The 20,166-nt window shown below is 70.6% G+C and carries 17 protein-coding genes and 2 pseudogenes; 12 read left to right on the top strand and 7 right to left on the bottom strand.

The window, feature by feature from the left end; genetic code table 11:
- Positions 1–438: 438 nt before the first annotated feature.
- Positions 439–2,118 carry a beta-N-acetylhexosaminidase gene (locus AB0H52_RS30035; RefSeq protein ID WP_357951595.1) on the bottom strand — a complete coding sequence of 560 codons (1,680 nt, stop codon included), beginning with the start codon at positions 2,116–2,118 and terminating at the stop codon, positions 439–441.
- Between the two features lie 267 nt (positions 2,119–2,385).
- Here AB0H52_RS30035 and ppdK point away from each other — a divergent pair, with 267 nt between their 5' ends.
- A complete protein-coding gene (gene ppdK / locus AB0H52_RS30030) occupies positions 2,386–5,202 on the top strand; it encodes a pyruvate, phosphate dikinase (RefSeq protein WP_357951593.1) in 2,817 nt (938 codons plus the stop codon).
- Between the two features lie 67 nt (positions 5,203–5,269).
- Here the strand turns inward: ppdK and AB0H52_RS30025 are convergent, their stop codons facing one another.
- The gene (locus AB0H52_RS30025; RefSeq protein ID WP_151489115.1) at positions 5,270–5,770 is read right to left on the bottom strand and encodes a roadblock/LC7 domain-containing protein; all 501 of its coding nucleotides are present in this window, start codon (positions 5,768–5,770) and stop codon (positions 5,270–5,272) included.
- 254 nt (positions 5,771–6,024) lie between these two features.
- On the opposite strand from AB0H52_RS30025, the gene AB0H52_RS30020 reads away from it, so the two are divergent.
- From AB0H52_RS30020 to AB0H52_RS30010, 3 genes are read left to right on the top strand one after another with little or no spacing between them, the layout of a single operon-like run.
- Positions 6,025–6,372, top strand: coding sequence for a VOC family protein (locus tag AB0H52_RS30020; protein WP_151489116.1), 348 nt, complete (start codon positions 6,025–6,027; stop codon positions 6,370–6,372).
- On the top strand, positions 6,362–7,609 hold the full coding sequence (locus tag AB0H52_RS30015; RefSeq protein ID WP_357951590.1) for a deoxyguanosinetriphosphate triphosphohydrolase: 1,248 nt from the start codon (positions 6,362–6,364) through the stop codon (positions 7,607–7,609). Before AB0H52_RS30020 ends, AB0H52_RS30015 begins: the two co-directional genes overlap by 11 nt.
- A 9-nt stretch (positions 7,610–7,618) precedes the next feature.
- Entirely contained in the window at positions 7,619–8,440 is an 822-nt protein-coding gene (locus AB0H52_RS30010; protein ID WP_357951588.1) for a siderophore-interacting protein, read from the top strand.
- A 7-nt stretch (positions 8,441–8,447) separates the two neighbouring features.
- On the opposite strand, the gene AB0H52_RS30005 is transcribed toward AB0H52_RS30010, so the two are convergent.
- Together AB0H52_RS30005 and AB0H52_RS30000 are read right to left on the bottom strand one after the other, a co-directional pair.
- Positions 8,448–8,852 (bottom strand): type II toxin-antitoxin system VapC family toxin, encoded by a 405-nt coding sequence (locus tag AB0H52_RS30005; RefSeq protein WP_151489119.1) that lies wholly within the window; start codon positions 8,850–8,852, stop codon positions 8,448–8,450.
- Positions 8,849–9,133 (bottom strand): type II toxin-antitoxin system Phd/YefM family antitoxin, encoded by a 285-nt coding sequence (locus AB0H52_RS30000; protein WP_151489120.1) that lies wholly within the window; start codon positions 9,131–9,133, stop codon positions 8,849–8,851. The genes AB0H52_RS30005 and AB0H52_RS30000 overlap by 4 nt, the downstream gene beginning before the upstream one ends.
- A 177-nt stretch (positions 9,134–9,310) precedes the next feature.
- Between AB0H52_RS30000 and dnaG the strand changes: the two are divergent.
- Positions 9,311–11,213: pseudogene (gene dnaG, locus AB0H52_RS29995) on the top strand (DNA primase).
- Positions 11,214–11,750 (top strand): hypothetical protein, encoded by a 537-nt coding sequence (locus tag AB0H52_RS29990; RefSeq protein WP_151489122.1) that lies wholly within the window; start codon positions 11,214–11,216, stop codon positions 11,748–11,750.
- Between the two features lie 6 nt (positions 11,751–11,756).
- Here the strand turns inward: AB0H52_RS29990 and AB0H52_RS29985 are convergent, their stop codons facing one another.
- Positions 11,757–12,566, bottom strand: a complete 810-nt coding sequence (locus tag AB0H52_RS29985; RefSeq protein WP_225854263.1) for a TAXI family TRAP transporter solute-binding subunit — start codon at positions 12,564–12,566, stop codon at positions 11,757–11,759.
- Between the two features lie 148 nt (positions 12,567–12,714).
- Positions 12,715–13,044 (bottom strand): annotated as a pseudogene (locus tag AB0H52_RS29980) (TRAP transporter large permease subunit); the annotation flags it as partial.
- Between the two features lie 1,315 nt (positions 13,045–14,359).
- On the opposite strand from AB0H52_RS29980, the gene AB0H52_RS29975 reads away from it, so the two are divergent.
- Positions 14,360–15,292, top strand: a complete 933-nt coding sequence (locus AB0H52_RS29975; protein ID WP_151489124.1) for an ABC transporter ATP-binding protein — start codon at positions 14,360–14,362, stop codon at positions 15,290–15,292.
- A gap of 81 nt (positions 15,293–15,373) precedes the next feature.
- Here AB0H52_RS29975 and AB0H52_RS29970 read toward each other — a convergent pair whose 3' ends face one another.
- Positions 15,374–15,601 (bottom strand): flavin reductase, encoded by a 228-nt coding sequence (locus tag AB0H52_RS29970; protein ID WP_151489125.1) that lies wholly within the window; start codon positions 15,599–15,601, stop codon positions 15,374–15,376.
- Between the two features lie 238 nt (positions 15,602–15,839).
- Here AB0H52_RS29970 and AB0H52_RS29965 point away from each other — a divergent pair, with 238 nt between their 5' ends.
- From AB0H52_RS29965 to AB0H52_RS29945, 5 genes are all read left to right on the top strand, one after another.
- Positions 15,840–16,643, top strand: coding sequence for a helix-turn-helix transcriptional regulator (locus AB0H52_RS29965; protein WP_357951584.1), 804 nt, complete (start codon positions 15,840–15,842; stop codon positions 16,641–16,643).
- Positions 16,634–16,828, top strand: coding sequence for a DUF397 domain-containing protein (locus AB0H52_RS29960; RefSeq protein ID WP_357951582.1), 195 nt, complete (start codon positions 16,634–16,636; stop codon positions 16,826–16,828). The genes AB0H52_RS29965 and AB0H52_RS29960 overlap by 10 nt, the downstream gene beginning before the upstream one ends.
- A 259-nt stretch (positions 16,829–17,087) precedes the next feature.
- Positions 17,088–17,885 (top strand): ABC transporter permease, encoded by a 798-nt coding sequence (locus AB0H52_RS29955; RefSeq protein WP_151489127.1) that lies wholly within the window; start codon positions 17,088–17,090, stop codon positions 17,883–17,885.
- Positions 17,886–17,894: 9 nt separating this feature from the next.
- Positions 17,895–18,704, top strand: coding sequence for an ABC transporter permease (locus tag AB0H52_RS29950; protein WP_357951580.1), 810 nt, complete (start codon positions 17,895–17,897; stop codon positions 18,702–18,704).
- A gap of 63 nt (positions 18,705–18,767) precedes the next feature.
- Positions 18,768–19,793, top strand: a complete 1,026-nt coding sequence (locus tag AB0H52_RS29945; protein ID WP_357951578.1) for a YihY/virulence factor BrkB family protein — start codon at positions 18,768–18,770, stop codon at positions 19,791–19,793.
- The last annotated feature ends 373 nt before the right edge of the window (positions 19,794–20,166 follow it).

The following is a 20,166-nucleotide window of genomic DNA, read 5'->3' as shown; positions in this document are numbered from 1 at the left end:
GTGCGGGGGAAGTTCAAGGGGATCTGCCCGGCGGCCCACAGGGGGGCCGGCGTCGGGACAGGGTGCAACGGTCCGCAGCGGCGGATCATTCCGCCGGGCCGCCGGGCCGTCGGGCCGTCGGGCCGTCGGGCCTGTGGTGCTTGTGCCGGGGGTGTAACCGGGGCGGCCTGGCCGGTGTTCCCGGCGACCGCCGTGCGCCAGCGACCGTGCAGTCGCGGTGGCGTGCCAGGTATAACGACCCCGGCCCGCCGCCGATTCCGTCGGGCGGGTGGCCTTGACCACGGGACGGTGATGGTCAGACGGGACGATATGCGCGCCGGACATCCCGACAAAACGGACAGGCCGCGTGATCGATTTCGGGTCGGTCATGTCGCGGTCTTCCGATGCCGGGCGGGCGGGGACACCCCGACATCGGCGAAGCCGAGTTGGATCAGGGGCCTATGTCGGGTTGACGTCCTCGCGCGTCGGGGTGCGCTGGGTGGGGACGGTCGGTGCGGACGGCCAGGGGATCTCGGGCGCGCGGTGGAAGGTGACGCCGGCGGTCGTCCAGCGCGGGCCGTGCCCGGCCAGCCGCTCGCGGAAGTCGTCCCAGTCGTGCGTGGCCCGGGGTGACCAACCCAGCTCGGCGATGGCGGGCAGACGGGGCAGCAGCATGAACTCGATCTCGGCGAGCGAGGTGACCGATTCGGTCCAGAGCGGGGCTTCCACGCCGAGTACGGCCGTGGCGGGTACGCCGGCAACGTGTGTGGCGGGATCCCAGTCGTACGCCCTCCGCACGTCGATCAGACCCGCCCAGTCGTGCCCGATCGGGGTGTCCGGGGCGTACTTCATGTCCAGGTAGGCGTGGTTGCCGGGGGAGACGATGAGCCGTGCACCGCGGCGTACCGCCTCGGTCGTCGTCGGGTCATCGCCGCCGTTCGTGCCCCACCACTGCAGGACCCTCCCGTCGACGTGCCCGGCCGGCGCGAGCTGGTGCCAGCCGACGACGGTCTTGCCGAGCCCGGCCACGATGCGCTGCACCCGCTCGACGAAACCGGTGTACACCTCACCCTTGACCTTGAACGCCTCGTCGCCGCCGATGTGCAGCCACCGGCCAGGGCTGAGCGCGGCCACCTCACCGAGCACGTCGGCGATGAAGTCGTACGTCCGCTCGTCGGTCGGGTCGACGTAGCTGAAACCGACCTCGGTGCCGGTGTACGGCGGGGGTGCGACCTTGTCCGGCGCCAGTTCCGGGTACGCGACGAGCGCCGCGTTGGTGTGGCCGGGCAGGTCGATCTCCGGGACGACGGTGATGTGGCGGTCGGCCGCGTAGGCGACGATCCGCTGGTAGTCGGCCTTCGTGTAGGACCCGCCGGGCGCCCCACCGACCGCCGTCGTTGCGCCGACGGTGGTCAGCTTCGGCCGGGAGTCGACCGCGATGCGCCAGCCCTGGTCGTCGGTGAGGTGCAGGTGCAGGTGGTTGAGCTTGTACCGGGCGAGGTGGTCGACGACGCGCAGGACGTCCTCGACGGTGAAGAAGTGCCGTGCCACGTCGAGCATCGCGCCCCGGTACGGGAATCGGGGAGCGTCGGTGATGGTGCCGCCGGGCAACGTCCACCGTTCGCTGACCGGGGTCGGGCTCTCGATCGACGGCGGCAGCAGCTGACGCAGGGTCTGCCCGCCGTAGAAGAGGCCGGTGGCCGTGGTGGCGGTGATGGTGACGCCGGCGCGGGTCACGGCGAGCCGGTACCCCTCGGCGCCCAGACTGTCGTCGCCGACCAGCGTGAGGGTGATGCCCCCGTCCTGCGTCGGTCGGGGTGAATCGGTGACCGGCAGCGGGTATCCGGTGGCCGGGCGCAGCAGGTCGGCGAGGTGCGTGGCGACCGTCAGCGCGGCCGGGTCGGCGCTGGCCACGATGACCGCGTCGGGTGGCAGCAGCCAGTCGTCGGTCGAAGCCGGCTCGACCTGCCGCGGGGCGGGTACGACGTCGGACAGCCGGATCGGAGTCGGTGGGGCGAGCAGATCGCCGGCGGACCGCTCGGCGGCCCGGGCCAGCGCGGCAGCGTCCGGTTCGTGCGACGGCAGCGGCACCGGGCCGGTGGGTCCGGTCGCGCCGGGGGTGAGACCGGGGGAGGGAATGGTCGACACGGCAGCGACTCCGAGGGGTGTATTCGCGTCGGTTATGGCAAAAGTGAGGTTCGCCGGCTGGCGTGCCGTCAAGCGTACGGCGCTCGGCCGGGATGCGTGATCCTGCGCGTGGAAGCGTTCCCAAAAACCGGTACGAACGCGGATAGTCGTGATGGCTGTGCCTATTGTCACCGAACGGTCGCAGCCCACTCGATGTTCGCTTAACCTTCGCCCTGAACCTTCGTTAAGTGTCAATCCCGGCGCGCGTGGGAGGCTCTGGTGGCATCGCAAGAGACCGTCGATCACAAATACGTCTACGACTTCTCCGAGGGCAACAAGGACCTCAAGGACCTGCTCGGCGGAAAGGGCGCCAATCTCGCCGAGATGACCAACCTCGGCCTGCCGGTGCCCCCCGGCTTCACGATCACCACCGAGGCCTGCCAGGCGTACCTCGCGACCGGTCGGGAGCCCGACGGGCTCGCCGGTCAGATCGAGAGGCACCTGGAATCGTTGGAGCGCGCCATGGGCAAGCGCCTCGGCGACCCGCAGGACCCCCTGCTGGTGTCCGTCCGCTCCGGCGCGAAGTTCTCCATGCCCGGCATGATGGAGACCGTCCTGAACGTCGGCCTCAACGACCAGAGCGTGGAAGGTCTCGCGCGGCAGGCCGGCGGCGCGACCGGCCAGGCCGCCTCCGGCGGCGCGACCGGCCAGGCCGCCTCCGGCGGCGCGACCGGCCAGGCCGCCTCCGGCGGCGCGACCGGCCAGGCCGCCTCCGGCGGCGCGGACAGGTTCGCCTGGGATTCCTACCGGCGACTCATCCAGATGTTCGGCAAGACCGTCTGCGAGGTGCCGGGCGAGGAGTTCGAGCACGCCCTCGACGAGATCAAGAGCGCCAAGGGTACGCACAACGACCTGGATCTGGACGCCGACGACCTGCGCGGGCTGGTCGACGCGTACAAGAAGATCTTCCTGAAGCACACCGGCCGGGAGTTTCCGCAGCAGCCGCGCGAACAGCTCGACCTGGCCATCCGTGCCGTCTTCGAGTCGTGGAACGCCGAGCGCGCGGTGCTCTACCGCCGCCAGGAGCGGATCCCGGCCGACCTCGGCACCGCGGTCAACGTGGTGAGCATGGTGTTCGGCAACCTCGGCCCGGACTCCGGCACCGGCGTCGCGTTCACCCGCGACCCGGGGAGCGGGGCGCAGGGCATCTACGGCGACTACCTGGCCAACGCCCAGGGCGAGGACGTGGTCGCCGGCATCCGCAACACGGTGCCGTTGCAGGAGCTGGAGCAGCTGGACAAGTCGTCCTACGACGAGCTGCTCGGCATCATGGCCCGGCTTGAGGAGCACTACAAGGATCTCTGCGACATCGAGTTCACCATCGAGCGCGGCAAGCTGTGGATGTTGCAGACCCGGGTCGGCAAGCGCACGGCCGCCGCCGCGTTCGTCATCGCCGGGCAGCTCGTCGACGAGGGTCTGATCGACCTGGACGAGGCGCTGCACCGGGTCAACGGCGCGCAGCTCGCGCAGTTGATGTTCCCCCGTTTCCAGATCGACCACGAGTTCGAGGCGGTCGCCACGGGCATCGGCGCCTCGCCCGGTGCGGCGTCCGGCACGGTCGTCTTCACCTCGGCGCGGGCCGTGGAGCTGGCCGCCGAGGGGCAGTCGGTGATCCTGGTCCGCCGGGAGACCAACCCCGACGACCTGAACGGCATGATCGCCGCCCAGGGCATTCTCACCTCCCGTGGCGGCAAGACCAGCCACGCCGCCGTGGTGGCGCGAGGCATGGGCAAGACCTGCGTGTCCGGTGCCGACGCGATCGACGTGAACGTGCCGGCGAAGCGGTTCACCGTGGCCGGACAGACCGTCAACGAGGGTGACGTCGTCTCCATCGACGGCACCACCGGCAAGGTCTACCTCGGTGAGGTGCCGGTCATGCCGTCGGAGGTCGTGCAGTACTTCGAGGGCAGCCTCGACCCCGAGCACATCGACAACGCGCTGGTCCGGGCCGTACACCGGATCATGACGCACGCCGACGGGAAGCGGCGGCTCGCGGTCCGCACGAACGCCGACACGGGCGCGGACGCCGCGCGTGCCCGGCGTTTCGGCGCCGAGGGCATCGGGCTGTGCCGCACCGAGCACATGTTTCTCGGCGATCGGCGGGAGCTGGTCGAGCGGCTGATCCTGGCGCGGGCCGAGGGTGAGCGGGAGGCGGCGCTGGCGGCGCTGCTGCCGTTGCAGCGGGACGATTTCGGGGAGATCTTCCGGGCGATGGACGGGCTGCCGGTCACGGTCCGGCTGATCGACCCGCCGCTGCACGAGTTCCTGCCGCCGTTGGAGCAGCTCGCGGTCAACGTGGCGGTCGCTCAGGAGCGCGGCGAGGACGTGGCCAAGGAGGAGGCGCTGCTCGCGGCCGTCCGCCGGATGCACGAGGAGAACCCGATGCTCGGGTTGCGGGGCGTCCGCCTCGGCCTGGTCATCCCGGGTCTGTTCGCGATGCAGGTGCGGGCCATCGCCGAGGCGGCCGTCGCCTGCGCCCGGGGCGGCGGGGTGGCCAAGCCGGAGATCATGGTGCCGCTGGTGGGTGCCGTGCAGGAGTTGGAGACCGTCCGCGCGGAGGCCGAGAAGATCATCGCCGAGGTGGTCGGGGACAGCGGCGTCGAGGTGCTGATCGGCACCATGATCGAGGTGCCCCGGGCGGCGCTGACCGCCGGGCAGATCGCCGAGGCGGCGCAGTTCTTCTCCTTCGGCACCAACGACCTGACCCAGATGGCCTGGGGCTTCTCCCGCGACGACGTCGAGGGCGCGTTCTTCTGGCGCTACCTGGAGTTGGGCATCTTCGGCATCTCACCGTTCGAGTCGATCGACCGCGACGGCGTCGGCCGGCTGGTGCGGATCGCCGCCGAGGAGGGCCGGGCGGCCCGCCCCGGGCTGAAGCTGGGTGTGTGCGGCGAGCACGGCGGCGACCCCGACTCGGTGCACTTCTTCCACGAGGTCGGGCTGGACTACGTGTCCTGCTCGCCGTTCCGGGTGCCGGTGGCGCGGCTGGAGGCCGGCCGGGCGGCCGTGGAGACCGGCGGGTCGGACAGCCGCTGACGTGGGCCGGCGGCGGACCGGGCGACCGGCCGCCGTCGGCACCGACGCTGAGATCGGCGGGCGACGCTCAGATCGGCGGGCGACGCCAGGTCGGTCGGGCCGAGCGGCGCAGCTGCGTGGGCAGGGTCGCCATCGGGGTACGCACGGCCAGCGGGGCGTGCGCGTCCGGAACGGGGGTGGCGCCGATCCCGCCGCCACGGGTGTCCAACACCGAACCGGCCCGGCGGGCCACCGCCCGAGCCTCCTCGTGCAGCGCCTCCAGGTCCTCTGTGGCCGACGCGGTGACCAGGGTCAGCAGGGCGGTGCGCCCCGCCGGGTAGGTCACCACGCAACCGGCGCTGGTGCGTACCACCGATTCCCGGAACTCGCCCCGGCGGACGGTGTCGGCCACCCGGTGGCCGAGCCCGAAACTGGCCGCGGCGAGCGCGGCGAGATGGGTGGCGTCGGTGCTGGGCAGGTCGCTGGAGATGAGCAGTCCGTCGGTGCCGGCCAGGACGGTGCCGGTGACCTCGGGGCGGCGTCGGCGCAGCCCGCGTAGTTCCGTTCCCACCACCGGGTCTGCGTCCACGAGATTGTCCCCTTACCGGTCGGGCTCTGCGCGTCGGTCGGCTGGTCACGTTCCGCGCTGGGAACGCTACCGGCGGCCACCCTCCGTCCGCGAGCCCGTAACCGTCGGCAATCGGTCGACAACTGCCGGCCGATCGGCGGTTGTGGACCCGCCACCGATGCGTCGCGGGCGGGTCGAGCGGGGTCGGCGGGCGTAACCTTGGCACGCTCGCACACGGCTGATTGCGTATGCCGGAGAACGGGAAGGGTGACTGAATGACCAGCGTCTGGGAGAGCCTCACCGTCGATGCCCGCGATCCGGCCCGGCTGGCCCGTTGGTGGGCCGAGGCGCTCGGCTATCAGATCGTCGCCGAGAAGCCGGGTGGCGTGGAGATCCGCCAGTCCGCGGACCGGTCTCCCGCTCTGTTCTTCGGTCTCGTGACCGAGGGCAAGGAGCGCAAGAACCGCCTGCACCTCGACCTGCGCCCCACCGATCGGGAGGCCGAGGTCGAGCGTCTGGTCGACATGGGCGCCCGGCACGTCGACATCGGCCAGGGCGACGTCGACTGGACGGTGCTGGCCGACCCCGAGGGCAACGAGTTCTGCGTCCTGCGTGAGCAGTGAGCCGGACGCCCGGCTGGTCGGGGAGTCGCCCAAGGACACCGGGCACCGCCGGTCACCGTACGAGCGTGACCGTGCCCGGGTGCTGCACTCCGCGGCGTTTCGTCGGCTGGCCACCAAGACCCAGGTGCACACCGCCGGGACGGACGACTTCCTGCGTACCCGGCTGACGCACTCGCTGGAGGTGGCGCAGATCGCCCGGGAGATGGGTGCCCGGCTGGGCTGCGACCCGGACGTGGTGGACGTCGCCGGGCTCGCCCACGACCTCGGGCATCCGCCGTTCGGGCACAACGGCGAGGCGGCGTTGGACCTGCTCGCCACGCCCTGCGGTGGCTTCGAGGGCAACGCGCAGACGCTGCGGGTGCTGACCCGGCTGGAGGCGAAGGTGCTCGCCCCGGACGGCTCGTCCGCCGGCCTGAACCTGACCCGGGCATCGCTGGACGCCATCGGCAAGTACCCGTGGCCGCGCCGTCCCGGGCAGCGCAAGTTCGGGGTGTACGCCGACGACCGGGCCGTCTTCGACTGGATCCGGGCCGGTGCGCCCGGCGACCGGCGCTGCCTGGAGGCGCAGGTGATGGACTGGGCCGACGACGTCGCGTACTCGGTGCACGACGTGGAGGACGGCATCCACGGCGGGTACGTCACGCTGCGCCCGCTGCTCGACGACGCCGACGAACGGGCGGCGCTCTGCGCCGACGTAGCCGCCACGTACTCCGGGGAGTCCGCCGCCGACCTGGCCGACGTGCTGGTCGCGTTGCTGTCCGACCCGCTGCTCGCCCCGCTCGCCGGCTACGACGGCAGTCACCGGGCCCAGGTGGCCCTGAAGGCCACCACCAGCGGGTTGACCGGCCGGTTCGTCTCCGCCGCGGTCGCTGCCACCGAGGAGCGCTTCGGCCCCGGCCCACACCTCCGTTACGCGGCCGATCTGGTGGTGCCGCGGCTGGTCCGGGCCCAGTGCGCCCTGCTCAAGGGCATCGCGTTGCGCTACGTGATGCGCCGTTCCGGCTTCCGGGGCCGCTACGAGCGGCAGCGCACGATGCTGGCGGAGTTGGTGGCCGCGCTGGTCCGGCGCGCGCCGGACGGGCTCGATCCGATCTTCGCGCCGCTGTGGCGGGCCGCGCCGGACGACGCCGCCCGCCTGCGGGTGGTGATCGACCAGGTCGCCTCGCTCACCGACCCGGCGGCGGTGACCTGGCACACCCGTCTGGTCGGCGACAGCGCATCGGGCGACTTAGGTTAACCTAACAATATGACGGTCACCTCGGTCCGGGTGCTGCGCACCGAGCGACCCACCCCGCATCTGATCCGGCTCGTCCTCGGTGGGGACGCGCTGGCCGATCTGCCGGTGGGAGAGTTCACCGACCACTACATCAAGCTGGTCTTCCCGCAGCCCGGCGTCGCGTACCCGCAGCCGCTGGACATGGCGGTGATCCGCCGGGACCTGCCCCGCGAGCAGTGGCCCCGGCTGCGCGCGTACACCGTGCGGCGCTGGGATCCGCTGGCCGAGGAGTTGACCGTCGACGTGGTGCACCACGGCGACGAGGGGCTCGCCGGGCCGTGGGCCGCCGCGCTGCGCCCCGGCGACCCGGTGCACTTCGTCGGCCCCGGCGGGGCGTACGCGCCGAGCCCGGACGCGGACTGGCACCTGCTGGTCGGTGACGAGAGCGCGCTGCCGGCCATCGGCGCCGCCCTGGAACGGCTGCCGCTCGGCGCCCCGGCCCACGTCTTCGTGGAGGTCGCCGACCCGGCGGACGAGCAGAAGCTGCTCAGCCCCGGTGCCGTCCAGCTCACCTGGCTGCACCGCAGCGGCCGCCCGGTGGGCGAGGCGCTGGTGACGGCGGTACGGGAGCTGGAGTTTCCGCCCGGGCAGGTGCACGCCTTCGTGCACGGCGAGGCGACCTTCGTGCGGGAGTTGCGCCGGCTGCTGCGCGCCGAGCGGGGCGTGCCCGCCGACCGGCTGTCCATCTCCGGTTACTGGCGGCGCGGCATGGACGACGAGGGGTGGCGCTCCACCAAGGCCGACTGGAACCGGCAGGTGGCGGCCGAGGAAACCTCCGCTCTTCCGGCTTGAGCGGGGGTCAGGCTTGCCGTTCGTCGAGGCCCGGGGCCGAACAGGGCAGCCCGATGGAGCGGGCAACGTCGAGCATCCGCCTGTCGTAGGTGACCAGGGCGGTCAGCGCCGGACCGATGATCTGCGCGCTGGCGACGTGAATGGCGTCGAGCGTCCTGACTCCGGCAGGCAGTAACGCAGCAGTGTCGCGCACCTCCTCGGTGAGGAGGATTTCGGTGAAGGTGCGCACGAGATCACTCATTGTGTCGGGAAAGTCGCCGACGCGGTCCAGCGTTCGGACGGTTTCCACGAAACCGATGGTGCTCGTCGCCATTGGCAGGCCGGGATGGGTGGCAAGGAAGTCCCGCAACTCGGACGCGTACGAGCGGCCCGAAACCAAGGTGATGATGGCGGACGCGTCGAGGTAGATCACCGTTCGTCCTCGGCTCGCTCGCCGAGAAGCTGGTCCAGCGGAGACATGTCGTCGGGTATGGCATATCGGGCAACGCGGTCGAGGTCGCTCGTGGTCGTGGCCTTGAGCTTGATCGCACCCTTGGCCACGAGCGGAGCGTACCGTCCCAGGGTGCCCGAGCCCGGCAGCAGCACGGCGATCACCTTGCCGTGTCTGGTCACCTCGATCGTCTCGCCTTGCTCGGCCCGGGCGAACATGCCACTCGGGTTGTACGAGAATTCGCGAACGGAGACACTGCTCATTCCTTCACCTCCCACATGTACCTACATGCTGCTCATCGTACCCACGTGAGTGCCAGGTGTGGCACGTTGAATGCCAGTAGAGGACCAGCCCGCAGAGCGTCCAGGCCACCACCGGGCGACGGTGGCCGCCACACCCGGCGTCCCCCGGCGGGCACGTCGTCGGTCCGGCAGGGCAGGATGTACGGCGAGGGGGTGGCGCATGGCTGGGCGGATCCGGGACGAGGACATCGCACTGGTCCGGGAACGCACCTCGATCGGGGATGTGATCTCCGAGACGGTCACCCTGAAGTCCGCCGGTGGCGGCAACCTCAAGGGTCTGTGCCCGTTCCACGACGAGAAGAGCCCGTCGTTCAACGTCTCCCCGGCCCGCAACGTCTGGTATTGCTTCGGCTGCGGCGCCGGTGGTGACGCGATCAAGTTCCTGATGGACGCCGACCACCTGAGTTTCGTCGAGTCCGTCGAGCGGCTGGCCGGCCGCGCCGGCATCCAGCTGCGCTACGTGGAGGACGACCGGGGCACCCCGCGTCCGCGTCCGCAGCAGGGCCAGCGGCAACGTCTGGTCGCCGCGCACGCCGCCGCCGTGGAGTTCTACCGGGCGCAGCTCAGCACCGCCGGTGCCCGGCCGGCCCGCGAGTTCCTGGCCCAGCGGGGCTTCGACCGGGCCGCCGCCGAGCGCTACGGCTGCGGGTTCGCGCCCGAGGGCTGGGATCCGCTCACCAAGCACCTGCGCCAGCAGGGCTTCACGCATCAGGAGCTGGTGACGGCCGGGTTGTCCCGGGAGTCCCGCTCCGGCACGCTGATCGACCGGTTCCGTCGCCGGCTGCTCTGGCCGATCCGCGACCTGGCCGGCGACGTGATCGGCTTCGGGGCGCGCAAGCTCTTCGACGACGACGACGGCCCGAAGTACCTGAACACCCCCGAGACGCCGATCTACAAGAAGTCGCACGTGCTCTACGGCATCGACCAGGCCAAACGGGAGATCGCCAAGCAGGGTCGGGCGGTGATCGTCGAGGGATACACCGACGTGATGGCCTGCCACCTGGCCGGCGTGACCACGGCGGTCGCGACGTGCGGCACCGCGTTCGGCGCGGACCACATCGGCGTGCTGCGCCGGCTCCTGCTGGACACCGACTCGGTGGCCGGCGAAATCATCTTCACCTTCGACGGTGACGCCGCCGGTCAGAAGGCCGCGCTGCGCGCCTTCTCCGACGACCAGCGCTTCGTCGGCCGGACGTTCATCGCGGTCAGCCCCGACAACATGGACCCGTGCGAGCTGCGGCTCGCCAAGGGCGACCTCGCGGTGCGCGACCTGGTCGCCCGGCGCGAGCCGCTTGTCGACTTCGCGCTGCGGCACGAGATCAGCCGCTTCGACCTGGACACCGTCGACGGCCGGGTCGAGGCGATGCGCCGGGCCGCGCCGCTGGTCGCGCAACTGAAGGACCGGGAAAAACGCCCCGAGTACGTCCGCAAGCTCGCCATGGACCTCGGCATGGAGATCGAGCCGGTGCAGCGGGCGGTGCTCGCCGCCGCCAACACCCCGCCGTCCGGCGGCCGGGACGGCGCATCCGCCGCGCGGCCCGCCCCGGCCCGCCCCGAACCGGTCCTGGACAGCCCGCAGTCGATGGTCGAACGGGAGGCGCTGAAGCTCGCCCTCCAACAACCGGTGCTGGCCGGGCCGATGTTCGACGCGGTCGAGGCCACCGAATACCGCCACCCGGTGCACGTCGCGGTCCGCACGGCCATCGCGGCGGCCGGTGGGGCCGCGTCGGCGACGGGTGGCGCGGTCTGGATCGAGAAGGTCCGCGACTCCTGCGACGATCTGGCGTCGGCGGCGCTCGTCGGCGAGCTGGCCGTCGAGCCGGTGCGGATCGACGGCGAACCGGATCCGCGCTACGTGTCGATCACCATGGCACGGGTGCAGTTCGGGTCGGTGACCGCCCGCATCCGGGACCTCAAGTCCCGGATCCAACGCATCAACCCGGTGAACAACAGGGACGAGTACTTCGCCGCCTTCGGCGAGCTGCTGTCACTGGAGCAGCACGCCCGGGCGCTGCGCGAGCAGGCCGCGGGAGGGCTCTAGATGGGACTGTTCAGCCGCAAGCCGAAGCTGCCCCCGACCGACCGGCCGCCGTTGGCCGCCGACGAGCGGGTGCTCGCCTGGGCGGCGGCCGGCAACGGCGAGGGCGACGGCGTGGTGGTCGCCAGCAACCTCGGACTGTGGCTGCCCGGCCGGGGCCACCGCCTCGGCTGGCACGACATCCTCAAGGCGGTGTGGTCCGGTCGGGAGTTGACCGTCACTCCCACCGAACACGTCGCCGAACGCGACGGCTACGCGCTGGTCGCCGACGGCTCCGCCGAGACGTACCTGCTGCTCGACCCGGGTGAGCTGCCGCACCAGGTGCGGGCTCGGGTGACCCGCTCGGTCGCGTACACCGAACACCACCGACTGCCCGGCGGCGCGGCACGGGTCGCGGCCCGGCGGGTGGCCGGGGTCGACGGTCTGACCTGGACCGTCCGGCTCGACCCCGGCACCCCGGCGGACGACGTGGCCCTGCTCGCCGAGACCGACCATCTGGTCACCGTCGCCCGTGCCGCCACCGCACCGGTCGACGGCTGACCGGCCTCAGTTGGCGCCGAGATCCTTCAGCGCCTTGTCGGCGCCCCGGTGCAGCGGCACCGGCTCGGTCCGGCGGGCGGTCTCCAGGGAGATGCCCTTGGCCGCCGGGTTCCCCTGGGCCAGGGCGTCGCGCTTGTCGAACACCGTGCGGGTGATGGCGCAGGCGACGTTGGCGTCCAGATCCTTGCGCACCAGCAGCACGTTCGGCACCACGATGGTCGGTGTGTCGGTTGCCGTCCGGTAGGCGTCTCGGCCGATGGTGCCGGCCTGGTAGGCGGGGCTCAGCTCGGCCATCTTCGGCAGCAGGGGCGCGAGGTCGACGAGTCTGACCTTGTCGCCGGCCGTGGTGAACAGGTCGGTCAGGCCACCGGTGGGCAGGCCACCGGACCAGAAGAACCCGTCGACGCTGCCGTCCTTGACGCCCTCGACCGTCTTGGTCAGGTCGAGCCGCTGCGCCTTGACGTCCTTGGCCGGGTCGAGGCCGGCGGCCTTCAACAGCCGATTGGCGATGACCTCGGTGCCGGACTTCGGGGAACCGGTGGAGATCCGCTTGCCCCGCATCCCGGCCACCGAGGTGATCCCGGAGTCGGTGCGCACCACCACCTGCGTGTAGTTATCTTCGATGCGGGTGAGCGCCTCGACCGGCTGCGGCGCGCTGAAGCTGCCCTTGCCCTCGACCGCGTTGACCGCCGTGTCGAACAGCGAGAACGCCACGTCGTACGCGCCGCCGACCAGCAGCGCCGCCGCCTGCGGCCCGAGGCCGGTCTTCGTGGTGGTCGCCGTGATGATGCCGGCGGCGGCACAGACGGCGGTCACCGCGAGCACGCCGCGTACGCCGGTGACGAGTGCGGTCACCAGCCGGGCCGGGGTGAGCCGGTACGTCCGGTCCGCCGTGCGGGTCCAGGAAGGACAGCGCGACCGCCAGGAGGGTGGCGAAGACGACCGCCCTGGTCGCGGACACCCCCACGGCGAGGAACACGATGATGGCGACCAGCGAGGCGAAGTGGTAGCCGAACCGGGCCAGCAGACGCCACGGCGAGCCGACGTCGATCACCACCGGCCGTACGCCGGAGCGCCGGGCGTCGATCTCCACGGAGAGCAGGATGCCGAGGTAGTAGAGCACCGTGGCCCAGCCCAGCACCTGCAGGTACGACACGCCCAGGTACTCGGCGATGATGAACGCCGCCGCCCCCAGCGTCGGTGGCGACAGGATCGCGCCGACCCCGGCGGCGGCCAACATGCCCCCGGCCCGCTCCGGGGGGTAACCGGCGCGGCGCAACAGCGGCCAGGTCACCGCGCCGATGCTCACCGTCGTCGCCGCGCCGGACCCGGAGACGGTAAGACCCGCCGGGCGCGATCCGATCGGTGACTCGCGGTATCGAGTCGAAGGGCTGCCTGCCGCACCAATTAGCGCGGCAGGCAGCTCTTCAATTCGGGGTGCGGCTCACCGACGGACCCGGCGTCGCTCTGGTCTCGACAGACCAGCTCACAGCCCCGCGCAGCGACAACGCAAAGACCCTGACGTCCCGGGAGAGTCATCAATCGAGATGCCGCGCATTACAATCACCGGCGGGAAGGATGTTGAGCCGGATTTGGGTTAGAGCCAGAGCCTGATCCGCCGCGGTGGAGGTGGGGCAGGTTTGCAGGGGAACCCTGACCCGCAGTGGAATGACTTCCTGCGGACATCACCTCACTATCTCCAAACGCTCCAAGTGCTGCTGCTGCCGAGATCAGTTCCGTCATACCCTTGTGAAGATCCATGTCTTGTTGACTCGCAAACCCCCTGCTGGACGGCACCCCGCCAGGTATCGGCACACCGTGACGCCCTGGCATGCCTGGCGCTGGCGCGCGCCGACCCATGCTCGACGTGACGGGCTGCCGATACAACGGAATGTTGTTCGCCAGCCTATTCCAGTCATCCAACTTTACATTTTGACCACACCAGATCAGTTGGGGTTTTGAGTGCTCCGCAGAGTACTGAAATCGGAAACCGCGCTTCTCCATAGCCGCAACTTCGTCCAGATTTTCAACTCCGCCCCTCCCGAAGCGCCAAATTCTTGAATAAAGTTGTTTGTCAGTTGTGGGCGACGGCATGTTAGTTCCGTTCTCGGCTTGCCATTTGTCGATCTCCGATATCATCTGTACAACGTGCGGTCGCATTGCATCCCTCTCGTGACCATGTAGTGACTCGTCGTTCACGGCTGCTGCAGCGTTGCAGCGCCACCGTTGGGTCGGTGACAAGATTTTCTTTCTTGTAAGGAACGCGAAAATGGCCCTCCAGGTTCATGCCAGGTCGCGGGTCGCCCGTTCGGCGCTGCTCGGCTCGGTGCTGCCGGGCGGGGTTGGTTCGGCTGGGGCTCGCGGTCGGGGTGGCGCGTCCTCGGTGCCCGCGGCCGGCCCGCCGACGGGAGAGTTGCCTGGTCGGACGGGTGGCGACGAACCATCGGGCGAGCTGATGGGCGACACAAAGGGACGATGCACGTCGATCGGTCGACCGGTGGGGCATCGACCGGCGTTTCGGTGGCGGTGCCCGGGCGGCAGCGCGTCCGGCTGGTCGCGGGAGCGTATGTGCGTGGAGCGCTGTCGGACCCGGCGGTTAGGGTCGGGCGGTGACTTCGGGGCGATCACTGATTGAGGCTCGCGGGCTGGTGAAGCGGTTCGGCGACTTCACCGCCGTGGCCGGCATCGACGTCGAGGTGCGCTCGGGGGAGGCGTTCGGCTTCCTCGGGCCCAACGGCGCCGGCAAGTCCTCCACCATGCGGATGGTCGGCTGCATCTCCCCACCGAGCGGCGGCGAGCTGCGCATCCTCGGCATGGATCCGGTGGTCGACGGGCCGGCGATCCGGGCCCGGCTCGGCGTGTGCCCACAGTTGGACAATCTCGACCCGGAGCTGACCGTCCGGGAAAACCTGACGGTGTACGCCCGCTACTTCGGCATCGCGCGTCGGGCGGCCCGCGAGCGGGCCGACGAGCTGCTCGACTTCGTCCAGCTCAGCGAGCGCGCCGACAGCAAGGTCGAGCCGCTCTCCGGTGGGATGAAGCGCCGGCTGACCATCGCCCGAGCGCTGGTCAACGATCCCGAGATCGTGCTGCTCGACGAGCCGACCACCGGCCTGGATCCGCAGGCCCGGCACCTGGTGTGGGAGCGACTGTTCCGGCTCAAGCAGCAGGGCGTCACGCTGGTGCTCACCACCCACTACATGGACGAGGCCGAGCAGCTCTGCGACCGGCTGGTGGTGATGGACGGCGGGCGGATCGTCGCCGAGGGCTCGCCCCGAGCGCTCATCGAGCAGCACTCCACCCGCGAGGTGGTCGAGCTGCGCTTCGCCGCCGAGTCGCAGGAGCCGTTCGCCGGCAAGCTCGACGGGCTGGGGGAGCGGGTGGAGGTGCTGCCCGACCGGGTCCTGCTCTACGTGCCCGACGGCGACGCGGCGGTCGCCGAGGTCTCCGCGTTGGGGCTCAACCCGGCGAACGTGCTGGTGCGGCGCAGTGGCCTGGAGGACGTCTTCCTGCACCTGACCGGCCGCACCCTGGTCGACTGACCGCACCGCCGGGCTGATCGTTGGCGGTTCAGCCACCACATCCCCGGCGTGTCGTACCGCTGAGCTGCCAACGATCACCGCTCATCGCGTCCTGGCCCAGGTGAGGAAACGGTCGGTCAGCCCGTCGTGCCCGGCGAGGTCCCCGGTCGCCTCGTCGAGCAGCGTGGCGAGGTAGATGAGCAGGCCGATCCGGTTCTCGCGGTATTCGCCCAGCAACGCCAGGCGGGCCGGCGAGCAGGGCCACGCGGCGCCGCAGACCCGGCAACGCCAGGACGGGCGCGCCGCCACGTGCGGACGGTAGCGGGGCATCGGAGCCTCCCGTGGTCGTGAGCCGGCCGGGCGAGTCGTACCGGGGTGGGTGGGAGCGCCCCGGATCGGGGGTCACGGGGCGCTCCCGGCCTGGTTCCGCCCGTCGTCCGATCCCGTGAGCGGTCCCGCTGCGTGACAGTCTGCTGAGCAGCCGACTACCGTGGGAGGTTCCGCGCGCCGACGACCAGCGCGTACGGCGATCGGCCCGGCGCGGTACGGGAATGTACGGAGGCTGTCCGTGGAGAGTTCGTCCATGCTGGAGCACTTCGCGGAGGAGCTACGGCTGGCCCGGGCCACCAGTGGCATGTCCCAGGCGGCGTTGGCCGAGGCGTTGAGCTATTCCGGGGCGCTGGTCGCCAAGGTGGAGACCTCCGAGCGTCGACCGAGTCTGGACTTCGCGCGGCGGTGTGACGCGGTGTTCGCGGCCGACGGGCGGTTCGAGCGCATCCAGCGGCGGATCAGCCGGGAGGCCGTGGTGCCCTGGTTCCGTGACTGGGCCGGCATCGAGCAGGAAACCACCGCGCTCCGCTCGTTCGAACCGCTCTACGTGCCGGGTCTCGTGCAGACCGAGAGCTACGCCCGCGCGATCCTTGCCGGTGCCGGCCTCTTCGCGGCGGACGAGGTGGAACAGCAGGTGACCGCGCGGCTCGACCGGCAGGCGGTGCTCACCCGAGACCGGCCACCGCTGCTCAGTCTGGTCGTCGACGAGTTCGCGCTACGCCGCCGCGTCGGCGGGCCGGAGGTGATGCGCGAGCAGTTGCGCCACCTCGTGAAGCTCGGCTCGGCCCTGCCCCGGGTCCGAATCCAGGTCGTGCCGCTGTCCGCCGGTGCGTACGCTGGGCTCGATGGTCCCTTCGTGATCGCCACCGCAGCCACCGGTGAGGATGTCGTCTACCTGGACGGGCAGCGCCACGGGCAGGTGATCGACCGCTCCGAGTACGTGCGGCAGATGGTCGAGGTGTGGGAGTCGATCCGCGGTGAGGCACTATCGCAGCAGCAGTCCCTCGACCTGATCGCGGAAGTGGCGGAGACATGGAGCTGAACGGCGCTCGGTGGCGCAAGAGCAGCCGCAGCAACGGCAGCGGCGGCAACTGTGTGGAGGTTGCCGACAACCTGCCTGGGCTGGTGGCCGTTCGCGACTCGAAGGATCCGGGCGGTCCGGTGCTGGTCTTCGCGCCCGACGCCTGGCGCGCTTTCGTCGGGCCCGGTGCCGTCCGCCAGTTGTAGCGGCAGCGCTCCTCGGAGATCTTGGTACGAAAGTGCCCCTCCAGGGGCAGTGTCGTACCAAGATTTCGGCCCCGCCCACTCGGACCGGGTCATGATCAAATCAGGATCGCCGATCTCGGGGTGTCCCGCTGCGGACACCCCGTTTGCAGTGACCCGAGCCGATCAGTGCGCCCGAAACCCGGACGACACGTCGACGGGGTCGCCGTAGGGTGACCGGCGGTCTGTCGTACCCCGGGGGTAGACAGGTCGGGGACGGGGGGTGGTCGTGGTGAGCGTTGTGCAGCGGGCGCGGGTCCCGTGGGTGCCGGCGTGGGCCGTGTTCGAGCACTACCTGGTCGGTCTGCGGCGCACGTGGCGGGCGGGGGTGTTCTCCTCGTTCCTGCTGCCGGTGCTGACCGTGCTGGGCTTCGGGTTCGGCGTCGGCGCGTACATCGACCAGGGTGTCGGCGGAGTGCGTTACCTCGACTGGCTGGTCCCGGGGCTGATCGCGTCGACCGCGCTCCAGGTGGCCGTGGGCGATTCGACGTGGCCGGTGTTCAGCAACTTCCGGTGGGTCAAGACCTACTTCGCGCAGGGCGCGTCGCCGCTGCGGGTGGGCGACATCGTCGCCGGGCACCTGGCGTTCGTGCTGTTCCGGGTGCTCACCACGATCGCGGCGTTCCTGCTGGTGACCGGGCTGTTCGGGGCGCTGCGCTCACCGTGGGCGGTGGCCGCCCTGCCGGTGGTCGCGCTGCTCGGGCTCGCCGTGGCCGCGCCGACCTTCGCGTACGCGGCGTCGGTGTCCAGCGACAGTTGGTTGGCGATGCTGTTCCGGTTCGCGGTCATCCCGATGACGCTGTTCGCCGGGGTGTTCTTCCCGGTCGAGTCGCTGCCCGAGGCGTTGCGCTGGCTGGCGTACGCGACGCCGCTGTGGCACGCCGTCGACCTGTGCCGGGCCGCCACGCTCGGCGTCGCACCGCAGTGGTCGATCGTCGGGCACCTGCTCTACCTGGCCGCCTGGGCGGTCGCCGGGTGGCTGCTGGCGCTGCGCGCGTTCCGTCGCAAGCTCGTCGTCTAGGGAGGGTTCGTGCTCACGCTGGTCCTGCCCCGGCTGGTCGACGTCTCCGCCGCGTCCCGGCGGTCGGTGTCGGTGGTCGAACGCAACGTCGCGGCGTTGAAGTCGGTCTACTGGCTGTTGCTGCTCTCCGGCTTCGTGGAGCCGCTGCTCTACCTGCTCTCCATCGGGATCGGTGTCGGGGCGCTGGTCGGTGACCTGCCGTTGCCCGACGGGCGGCTGGTCTCGTACGCCGAGTTCGTGGCCCCGGCGATGCTCGCCTCGTCGGCGATGACCGGGGCGCTGGCGGAGACCACGTTCAACTTCTTCGGCAAATTCAAGTACATGAAGCTGTACGACGGGATGATCGCCACCCCGGTGCGGCCGTTCGAGATCGCCCTCGGGGAGCTGGGCTGGGCGATGCTGCGGGGCAGCGCGTACTCGGCGGCCTTCCTCGCGGTGATGGTCGCGTTCGACCTGACCACCGTGGTCCGGGCGCTGACCGCTCTGCCGGCGGCGGTGCTGGTCGGGTTCGCGTTCGGCGCGCTCGGCATGGCGGTGTCCACCTTCATGCGCAGTTGGCAGGATTTCGACCTGATGGGCTCGGCGCAGTTCACCCTGTTCCTGTTCTCCGGCACGTTCGTGCCGGCGCAGGCGTACCCGACGCTGCTGCACTGGCTGATCGAGGTCACTCCGCTGTACCGGTCGGTGCACCTGATCCGCGACGTGACCCTCGGCGTCGGTGGGTGGGCGTGGCTGCTCGACGTGCTCTACCTGCTGGTGCTGGTGGGGGTCGGCCTGCGGGTGGCGTCGCGACGGATGGGCAGGTTGCTCTACCCGTAGTGGTTACGCGCCGTCGTCGACGGGGCATGTCGGAGGTGACACCACCGACGATGAGGAGGGGCGATGGCCTCGGACGAGTCTTCCGCCCACCAGGCCCGTGAACGCGACGACGCCAGCGCGCCGGTCGGCCCCGACGCCGGCCCGGACAGCCCCACCGACCTGCCCGGCAGCGGCTGGAAGGCGGCGATGCGCCGCACGGTTTCCGAATTCCAGGACGACAGCCTGACCGACTGGGCGGCGGCGCTGACCTACTACGGCGTGCTGTCCATCTTCCCGGGCCTGCTGGTGTTGATCTCCATCCTCGGCCTGCTCGGCACGAGTGCCACCAACGGCGTGCGGGACACCGTGAACCAGGCGGTGCCGGCCGGCAGCATCCGACAGATCATCACCGACGCGATCGGCACGGCGCAGGACAACGGCGGCCTGGCCAGTGTCGCGGCGATCATCGGTCTGGTGGCCGCGTTCTGGTCGGCGTCCGGCTACATCGGCGCGTTCATGCGCACCTCGAACACCATCTACGACGTGCCCGAGGGCCGGCCGATCTGGAAGACGCTGCCGATCCGGCTCGGCGTGACCGCGGTGATCGGGGTGCTGCTGCTCGCCGCCGCGGTGATCGTGGTCTTCACCGGTCGCCTCGCCGAATCGGTCGGTGACGTGATCGGGCTCGGCTCGACGGCGGTCCCGGTGTGGGACGTCGCGAAGTGGCCGGTGCTGCTGATCATCGTCAGCCTGATGTTCGCCATCCTCTACTGGGCCTCGCCGAACGCGCGGCACGGCGGTTTCCGCTGGGTCAGCCCGGGTGGGGTGCTGGCCGTGGTGATCTGGCTGGTGATCTCCGGTCTGTTCGCCCTCTACGTGAGCAACTTCGGCTCGTACAACAAGACGTACGGGGCGCTGGCCGGGGTGATCATCTTCCTGATCTGGCTCTGGCTGAGCAACATCGCGATCCTGCTGGGCGCCGAGTTCGACGCGGAACTGGAGCGCGGCCGCGCCATCTCGGCCGGTCACGCGGTCGACGACGAGCCGTACGTCGAGCTGCGCGATGACCGCAAGCTGCGGAAGACCCGCCGGGCGCGATCCGATCGGTGACTCGCGGTATCGAGTCGAAGGGCTGCCTGCCGCACCAATTAGCGCGGCAGGCAGCCCTTCAATTCGGGGTGCGGCTCACCAACGGACCCGGCGTCGCTCTGGTCTCGACTCGGGCACCTATTCAGTCACAAAAAAACCAGCCAATGCTTTTTGCACTTTGCGCTCCTTCGCGTCAAGCGCCAACCTCAGGGCTATTGCGTAGTCCGTCTGCGCAGGTCAGCTCCAGCGCAGCCCCTGTCCTGGTGGTCCCGGTCCATTGGCCTGCGGAGCTACAGGGCCACGGCCGTTTCATGATCACGATGTGAGGCCGAGGATGGTGAATGGCCTGGTCATGTTGCGGGCTGCCCAGCGGGTGGCTTCGGTGATGTCGGGT

The organism is Micromonospora sp. NPDC050695 (genome assembly GCF_040654415.1).
In the GTDB taxonomy this organism is placed as follows: domain Bacteria; phylum Actinomycetota; class Actinomycetes; order Mycobacteriales; family Micromonosporaceae; genus Micromonospora.
The sequence above is the reverse complement of the archived record's forward strand: the minus strand, read 5'-3'. Positions and strand labels throughout refer to the sequence as shown.

Coding starts and splice junctions, on each gene's coding strand:
- AB0H52_RS30020 (WP_151489116.1), top strand. CDS start 6,025: ATGACCAGCGTCTGGGAGAGCCTCACCGTCGATGCCCGCGATCCGGCC.
- AB0H52_RS30010 (WP_357951588.1), top strand. CDS start 7,619: ATGACGGTCACCTCGGTCCGGGTGCTGCGCACCGAGCGACCCACCCCG.
- AB0H52_RS29990 (WP_151489122.1), top strand. CDS start 11,214: ATGGGACTGTTCAGCCGCAAGCCGAAGCTGCCCCCGACCGACCGGCCG.
- AB0H52_RS29970 (WP_151489125.1), bottom strand. CDS start 15,601: ATGCCCCGCTACCGTCCGCACGTGGCGGCGCGCCCGTCCTGGCGTTGC.
- AB0H52_RS29945 (WP_357951578.1), top strand. CDS start 18,768: ATGGCCTCGGACGAGTCTTCCGCCCACCAGGCCCGTGAACGCGACGAC.
- AB0H52_RS30000 (WP_151489120.1), bottom strand. CDS start 9,133: ATGAGCAGTGTCTCCGTTCGCGAATTCTCGTACAACCCGAGTGGCATG.
- AB0H52_RS29960 (WP_357951582.1), top strand. CDS start 16,634: ATGGAGCTGAACGGCGCTCGGTGGCGCAAGAGCAGCCGCAGCAACGGC.